Here is a 7,300-nt window from a genome sequence, read left to right as displayed (position 1 = left end):
TGGAAGCACTCAGTAAAAAAGACCTTCCACCGCACCACAGCAACCACACGCCCAAACCGGGGAAGGCCCTAAAACCCACCTCACCCGCCAAGCCGAACCCACGTCAAGAACGCGTACCGAACATCCCGAGGAACGTGAACCGCATGACCCGATCCTCGCCGCGGTCGGCGGTACCGCTGATCTCCACCAGCCCCAACCCGGGCTTGCTCTTCGACAGCCGAGCACTGTTGACGGTCATGCCGAATCGCAGCTCGTCGTCGGGGAACACCGGCGCGGACCAGGTCAGCTCGTTGCCGCCGGGCGATCCTTGCGAGGTGGAGTCGGCCAGCACGTGGTCGACGTAGGCCCGCATCCACAGCGAGGACGTGTACCAGCCGGAGGCGCACAGGCCGCCGAGCACGGAGCGCTTGCCCGCCTCCTCGTCCAAGTGGAACGGCTGCGGGTCGAAGCGCCGGGCGAACTCCACCATCTCGTCCCGGTCGATTCGCACCGTGCCCAGGTCGAAGACCCGGCCGGGCGTGAGGTCGTCGTACGCGATCGCCACCATGCCCGGATCATCGCAGCCCGGCTGCGCCGGGCGGCGGACGGTGCGTGGTCCGGCTCGGGCGGGGGAGGATCGGCATGGAACCATCTACGCGCGGCGTGCGTCCCACGGGCTGCCCGGTCCCACGTGCCGAACGCGGCACGTGGGGACGCGCCCCGGCGGTGCTCGACCGAAGCGGTGCCCAGCGGCGCCGGTGGCGTCTGCGGAAAGGGGAGTGGCCGTGGCCAACGACGAGCCGGCGGGCCGTGCCGACGAGGACTCGGCGTCGGGCACGACCGGTGCAGCCGCGGACTCGGCGCCGTCGCGGGCGGATGAGGGCGCCGCCGGGAACGGCCGTGCGGACGGGCCGTGGCGCGGCGACGGCGAGCACACGGGGCCGGTCTCGGTGCAGGCGCGCGGTTCCGGCGCGCAGCCCGGAGCGGGGTGGGTTCCCGGGGATGTCGATCCGGCTTCGGTGACCGCACCGCACCCGGTGCGCCAGGCGTGGTCTTCCGCGCCTCCGGTGGCGGCGCAAAGCGGTCCGGCGCAGGCGGGCGGGTTCGCCGGGGCGCAGGGACGGCCGCCGCACGGCGCGAGCGGGTTCGGCGCGGCGGCGCGGTCCGCCGCACCGGCGCAGCCCGGACGGCTTCCAGGCCAGCAGGGCGCCGCTCAGCAGCGTGGCCCGGGGCACGCGGGTGGTCCGGCGACGCCGAACCAGGCCGGTGGGCAAGGTCGTGCGGCGCACTCGAACCGGCCGGACCAGCCCGGTCGACCCGGGTCGCAGGTGGGGCGGCACGACCAGCGCGGGCCCGCGCCCGGCCCGGGAGGGCGCTTGCCCGGTCACCGGCACTACGGGCAGCGGCCGGGCGGGCCCGCGGAGCAGCACGCCGACGCCGCCGCGCGCCCTCGCCAAGGTGACCGCAAGGAAGCCGTGGCGTTCATGCTGCACCAGTTCCCGATCGGTTATCTCCCGGTCGCCGCGGCCAGCGCCAGCCGCGAGCTCCCGACTCCGGGCGCGGCCGTGGATCCGCTGGCCGGGCGCAGGTTCCCGCCGCGGGACCATCCCCGCGCGGACCTCGTCGATGATCGCGACGCCTTGGGCAGGGTGCGCTCCGGCGAGGTCGCGGGCCCCGCGGAGGAGCCGGACGGAGCGGAGCGCCCCGACGACTTCACCGCGGACCACGACCCGCTGGCCGAGCTCGGCGAGCTCGAATGGGAACGCCGGTACACCGGCCCCGCCGGGCATCGCTGGCCCGCGTCGGAGGCGGTGCCGGAGGGTTGCTCGGAGCCGGCGGAACCGGTCGTGCTGGACCCGGACACCGTGCTCGACGCGCTGGGCTCGGGCACCGGCCGGGTCGCGGCGCCGGACGGCACCGCGTTCACCCGGCGCAGCCTGCCGCCGGAATACCTGGAGCTGCCGTACCGCCGGTACCGGGTGCTGCGTCCGCTCCCGGTGTGGCGGGCGGTGTCGGCGTCGTGGTTCGGCGGAGCCGGTGGCGGGGTGCGGTACCGGTTGACGCATTCGTTGGCGGAGCTGGTGGCGCTGGGCCACCTCGCGGAGCTGACGGCGGCACGGCTCGCGGCGGAAGCGGGCACGTTGCGGCTCGACCGCCACGTCATCGACGCGGCGGATCGCGGCGAGGTCGCGCCCGCGGCCCCGGACGCCGGAGGCGTTGAGCCGGGCGGCGAATCGCGGTCCGCTGCGGCGGAGCCGGAACGGGCAGGGCACGGCGCACCGCCGGAGCGCCCGACGAGACCGACGTCGGGCCGCGCCGCGCCGGGAGCGGACAGGCACGAGGCCACGGAGGAGATCGCGTAGTGAACACCGAATCGATGCTCGGCTGGCTGACCGCGATGGGCGTCCCGGCCGAGCTCGTGTCGCTCGGCACCGAAGCCGATCACACTTGGTGCCTGCTGCGCGAGGAGATCGACGGGGTGCCCGGCTGGGAGGTGTTCTGGCGCGAACAGGGCAACCGCTACGACTGGGCGCGGTTCGGCAGCGAGCAGGTCGCCTGCTTCTACCTGTTCGGCCGCCTCACCTGGACCCAGGCGCTGCGCGGCGTCATCGGCCCGACCGACCCCGACCACCCCGGGACCCGACCGGCCGCGGGTGCCGCGCCTCCGGAACCCGCGACACCTCCGCACGGCACCCCGGCGCCGTGACGTCCGGACGGCACTGCGACGTCCGGTGCGGAAGTGGGCGTCGCGCGAGCCGTTCCGATCGCCTCGTCAGCGCTGGAGGAGGTCCAGGGCGGTGGAGTGCAGGTGCGTGTTGCTGCTCAACGCTGAGCCGCCTTGGAAGCCGACCTCGCCGCTGAGGTCGGTGAACGTGCCGCCCGCCTCCTGGACGATGATCTGCACGGGGGCCACGTCCCACGGGTTCACGATCGCCTCGGCCGCGAGGTCGATGGCGCCTTCGGCCACCAGGCAGTGCTGCCAGAAGTCGCCGAACGCCCGGTTCTCCCAGCACGCGTCGACGAGCCGCAGGTAGGACTCCCGCGAGTGGTGCTCCACCCAGCTGCCCAGGTGCGTGGTGGAGGCGTAGGCGTCGGAGATCTCCCGCACGCCGGACACCGAGATCCGTTCGGCGGTCTCCCGCGTCCCGGTCCACGCGCCCTGCCCGGCCGCCGCCCACCAGCGCCGCCCGAGCGCGGGGGCGCTGATCACCCCGGCGGTCGGCGTCCCGTCCTGCACGAGCGCGATCAGCGTGGCCCAGGCGGGCACGCCGCGCAGGAAGTTCTTCGTGCCGTCGATCGGGTCGAGCACCCAGGTCCGAGCCGCGGAGATGTCCCCGCCGCGCTCCTCCCCGGCGACCCGGTCGTCCGGGCGCTGCTCGGCGAGCACGGCGCGCACGGCGTCCTCGACGGCGAGGTCGGCGTCGGTGACGGGGGTCCGGTCGGGTTTGCGGTCCACGGTGAGGTCGCGGGCGCGGAACCGGTCCGAGGTGATCGCGTCAGCGGTGTCCGCGAGCCGCAGCGCCAGTTCCAGATCATCGACGTTGGTCACCCGCCGAACCCTACTGAGCCCTGGCGGAACGCTCTGCTCGGCGGGTCGGTCGGTCCGCTGCGGTGCGGTTACCAGACCGCGCGGGTGCCACTTACCGCCTAGGAGCCCAACCTGATCATGGCCGACCTCTAGGGTGGGGTGCGTGAGCGTAGTGCTGCTGGCCGAGGACGACCCAGCCATTGCTGTGCCGTTGTCGAGGGCATTGCAGCGGGAGGGCTACTCGGTGCAGGTCATCGAGGACGGTCCTTCGGCGCTGCAGGAGGCGTCCTCCGGCGGAGTCGACCTGATGGTGCTCGACCTCGGTCTGCCGGAGATGGACGGGCTGGAGGTCTGCCGCAGGCTGCGCGCGCAGGGCCGCGGCCTCCCGGTGCTGATGCTCACCGCGCGCACCGACGAGGTCGACTTCGTCGTGGGGCTCGACGCGGGTGCCGACGACTACGTGGCGAAACCGTTCCGGCTGGCCGAGCTGATGGCCCGCATCCGGGCGCTGCTGCGCCGCGGATCCCCGGAGACGCTGGAGGCCTCGGGGGTGCGGCTGGAGCTCACGGCGCGCCGGGTGCTCGTCGACGAGCAGGAGGTCGGCCTCGCGAACAAGGAGTTCGAGCTGCTGCGGGTGCTGATGCAGCACGCAGGCCAGGTCGTGACCCGCGAGGAGATCCTCGACGAGGTGTGGCCGGAGGCCAGCCGCAAGGGCAGCAAGACGTTGGACATGCACATCTCGTGGCTGCGCCGGAAGCTCGGTGACGGCAACGGGAGGGCCGACGAGCAGCGGATCGCCACCGTGCGCGGTGTCGGGTTCCGCTTCAACGCGGACTGACGGACCGGCCCCGTGTACCGGCGCATCCTGATCGCGACGCTGCTGGCGGTGGCGGTGACGGCGGTCGTGCTGGGCCTGCCGCTGGGCGTGACCGCGTTGAAGCTGGTGGAGGACTTCACCCGCGCCGACCTGTCCACCCGTTCCCAGCAGATCGCGACCTCCCTCGACGAGCAGGTCGCCTCCCGGCACCCGATCGACGTGGAGTCGGTGCTGCTGGCCGTGCCGCGGGACGCGCGGTTGATGGTGCGCACCAAGGACCACGAGTACGTCTACGGCTCCGATCCGGGCACGTCGCCGCTGACGGAGAGCGTGCCGATGGTGCAGAGCGGCACCGTCACGCTGTCCGCGCCGAGCGCTCCGGTGCGGACCCAGCAGTTCCAGGTGGCCGGGCTGGTGCTGCTGCTGGTGGTGCTCTCGGCGGGCACCGGCATGGTCGTCGCGGGCTTGACGGCGCGGCGGCTGGCGGATCCGCTGCGGCACGTGGCGGCGCGCGCGGCTCGGCTCGGCGCGGGCGATTTCCGGGCGGACCCGAAGCGCCACGAGGTGCCGGAGCTGGACCGGGTGGCCGACGCGCTGGACGCCTCCGGGGCGGCGCTGTCGCAGCTGGTGCAGCGGGAGCGGGAACTCGTCGGCGACGTGTCGCACCAGCTGCGCAGCAGGCTCACCGCGTTGCAGCTGCGGCTGGAGGCGCTGGCGACCGCGCCCGATCCGGAAATCTCCGAGGAGGCGGCGGCGGCGCTGGAGCAGGCGGAGCGGTTGTCCAACGTGCTCGACGACCTGCTGGCGGCGGCGACGGCCGCGCGGGCCAGGGACGCGGAGCCGCTCGACGTGTCGGAGGCGCTGGCGGAGGCGGCGGCGGAATGGCGCGAGCCGCTGCGCTCGCAGGGTCGCGCGCTGCGCCAGCGGGTGCCGGAAGGCCTGCTGGCCAGGGCGACGCCGGGGCGGTTGCGGGAGGCCATCGGGGTGCTGCTGGACAACGCCGTGCGCCACGGCAAGGGGACCGTGACGCTCACCGCGCGCAACGGTGGGGGGACCGTCGTGGTGGAGGTCGGTGACGCCGGGCCGGGCGTGCCGGACCAGCTGGTGCCCTACGTGTTCGAGCGCGGCTTCTCTGCGGGCGGTTCCACCGGGGTCGGGTTGGCGTTGGCGCGGGCGTTGGTGGAGGCCGACGGCGGCCGGTTGGAGTTGAGCAAGGCACGCCCGGCGCTGTTCGAGATCTTCTTGCCGGTGGCCAGGGCCGATGACGTGCTCGGCGTGCCGTGGAAGATCGAGTCCAGGCCGCGCTGAGCCTGCCGGTCGGGCTGGTCGTGGGGCGGCTCCGCGTTCCCGGAGCCGGTGTTCGCGGCCCCCTCGGCGTCGCCGGAACCGGTGCGGCCCGCGCCGGTCGGGCCCACGTCGTCCGGGGCCTCGTCGTCCGGGTCCTCGTCGGAGGGGAAAACCCACCTCCGGAACGCCCACCAGCGGAACACCATGCCCAGGATCAGCCCCACGACCTGCGCGGCCGTGAAGTCGGCGATCTCTTCGACGAACCTGCTGGTGTAGGGCGTCTGCAGGTGCAGCGCGTAGCGGGAGAACCACAGCGGGGCGGCGTAGAGCGCCACCCCGATACCGCTGAACAGGAAGTACAGCGCGGCCTCGTGGTGGCGTTCGCGTCCGCCGCGGGTGCGGAACGACCACTCCCGGTTCAGCACGTACGACACGATCGTGGCCACCAGCACGGCGATGACCTTCGCGGTGACCGGTTTCGGCACCAGGATCGTCAGCTTCAACGCGTAGAAGATCGCCGAGTCGATGAAGAACGTGCTCGCCCCGACGATCGCGAACTTGACCAGTTCGCGGTGCCGCACCGCACGATCCCGCAGCGGGCGCGGAACACGGGCGAGCACGGCTTCCACGACTGACATCTCCGCGATTTTAACCGGCCTCGCTCACCGTCCCCGAACTCGCGTCACTTCCAGCGCCGTCCCGGGGCTCAACGTCCGGGGGCGCCGGGCAGCGGCCACCAGGTGTCGTGCCAGGGGCGCGGATCCGGTTCGGGCGGGTTCGGGCGCAGCAGCGGTTCCAGGAACGGCGGAGCCGGTTCGGAGGTGGACGGCTCGGGCTCCTCGGCGGGCGCCGATTCCTCCGGGGACGTCGGTTCCGGCGGTTCCGAGGTGCCGGTGGGCTCCGGGAACTCGGGCGGCTCCGGCAGGTGCGGGTGGTCGGGCCACGGCGGGATCCAGCAGTGCCACGACTCCGGTTCCGGCGGTCGCAGCGGCCAGTCCGGCGGCAGCGGGCAGTGCTCCGGAGGCTGGGGCTTCCAGGGGTACCAGAGGCGGGCGGTGAGCTCCGTGCTGTCGGCGGCGGTGCCGAGCCGCGCCTGCGCCGGGATGGTGACCTCGCGTTCCTCACCGTCCGCCGAGCCGTTCGCGTCGACCGGCAGCGCCGTCAGCCACAGCTTGCCCCGGAACGACTCGCCCGGGTCGAGCTCCGCCGAGCAGCGCAGCTCGTCGCCGGTCGGCAGCGGCGAGCACTCCGGAGGGATTCCCAGCGCGTGCGCGCCGTCCGGCAGGTGCGCGACGGCCTCCGCGCGGCCCCTGGTGACGCCGGTGTTGCGCACGTCCAGCAGCAGGCGCAGCGGCGGACCATCCGGGACGTCCTCGCCCAGCAGCAGGTCGTGCACCGGGTGCGGCGTGGTCGACAGCGCCACGTCCACTCCGTCGCCGGAGCGCATCTGGACCTGGATCGCCGACAGCGGCAGGTCCAGGTCGGTGCCGGCGAGGACGCGGGCGCGGATCTGGCCGCCCGTGGCGTTCGCGGCGGCCGTGGTGCGCAGGTCGAAGGTGAGCGTCTCGCCGGGGTTCAGGCCGCGTTCGGAGCTGCACTGCACCCCGCCCGTCCAGCTCTCGCAGCGCACCGGCGGCCCCCCGGGGGCGGGCTCGGCGGTCCGGGCGGAGGCGGGGGCGGTTCCGGCG

7 protein-coding genes and 1 pseudogene are annotated in these 7,300 nt (G+C 73.9%); 4 read left to right on the top strand and 4 right to left on the bottom strand.

The window, feature by feature from the left end:
• Window positions 1–103: 103 nt before the first annotated feature.
• Complete coding sequence (locus OOZ19_RS29865) at window positions 104–547, bottom strand: MaoC family dehydratase (protein WP_266093517.1); 444 nt, start codon at window positions 545–547, stop codon at window positions 104–106.
• Window positions 548–764: 217 nt separating this feature from the next.
• Between OOZ19_RS29865 and OOZ19_RS29860 the strand changes: the two genes are divergently transcribed.
• Both OOZ19_RS29860 and OOZ19_RS29855 read left to right on the top strand, forming a co-directional pair.
• Window positions 765–2,342: a glycohydrolase toxin TNT-related protein gene (locus OOZ19_RS29860; protein WP_266093516.1), complete on the top strand. Its 1,578-nt coding sequence runs from the start codon at window positions 765–767 to the stop codon at window positions 2,340–2,342.
• Window positions 2,342–2,686 carry a hypothetical protein gene (locus OOZ19_RS29855; protein WP_266093515.1) on the top strand — a complete coding sequence of 115 codons (345 nt, stop codon included), beginning with the start codon at window positions 2,342–2,344 and terminating at the stop codon, window positions 2,684–2,686. The genes OOZ19_RS29860 and OOZ19_RS29855 overlap by 1 nt, the downstream gene beginning before the upstream one ends.
• A gap of 66 nt (window positions 2,687–2,752) precedes the next feature.
• Here OOZ19_RS29855 and hisN read toward each other — a convergent pair whose 3' ends face one another.
• A complete protein-coding gene (gene hisN, locus OOZ19_RS29850; protein ID WP_266093514.1) occupies window positions 2,753–3,529 on the bottom strand; it encodes a histidinol-phosphatase in 777 nt (258 codons plus the stop codon).
• A 142-nt stretch (window positions 3,530–3,671) separates the two neighbouring features.
• Between hisN and OOZ19_RS29845 the strand changes: the two genes are divergently transcribed.
• Window positions 3,672–4,346, top strand: coding sequence for a response regulator transcription factor (locus OOZ19_RS29845; protein ID WP_266093513.1), 675 nt, complete (start codon window positions 3,672–3,674; stop codon window positions 4,344–4,346).
• Between the two features lie 12 nt (window positions 4,347–4,358).
• Entirely contained in the window at window positions 4,359–5,633 is a 1,275-nt protein-coding gene (locus OOZ19_RS29840; RefSeq protein WP_266093512.1) for a sensor histidine kinase, read from the top strand.
• A gap of 113 nt (window positions 5,634–5,746) precedes the next feature.
• Here the strand turns inward: OOZ19_RS29840 and OOZ19_RS29835 are convergent.
• A pseudogene (locus tag OOZ19_RS29835) lies at window positions 5,747–6,250 on the bottom strand (GtrA family protein); the annotation flags it as partial.
• Window positions 6,251–6,318: 68 nt separating this feature from the next.
• A partial coding sequence (locus OOZ19_RS29830; protein WP_507028824.1) for a COG1470 family protein occupies window positions 6,319–7,300 on the bottom strand: 982 nt, incomplete at its 5' end.

Source organism: Saccharopolyspora sp. NFXS83 (assembly GCF_026241095.1).
GTDB lineage: Bacteria > Actinomycetota > Actinomycetes > Mycobacteriales > Pseudonocardiaceae > Saccharopolyspora_C.
The sequence above is the reverse complement of the archived record's forward strand: the minus strand, read 5'-3'. Positions and strand labels throughout refer to the sequence as shown.

Coding starts and splice junctions, on each gene's coding strand:
- OOZ19_RS29865 (WP_266093517.1), bottom strand. CDS start 547: ATGGTGGCGATCGCGTACGACGACCTCACGCCCGGCCGGGTCTTCGAC.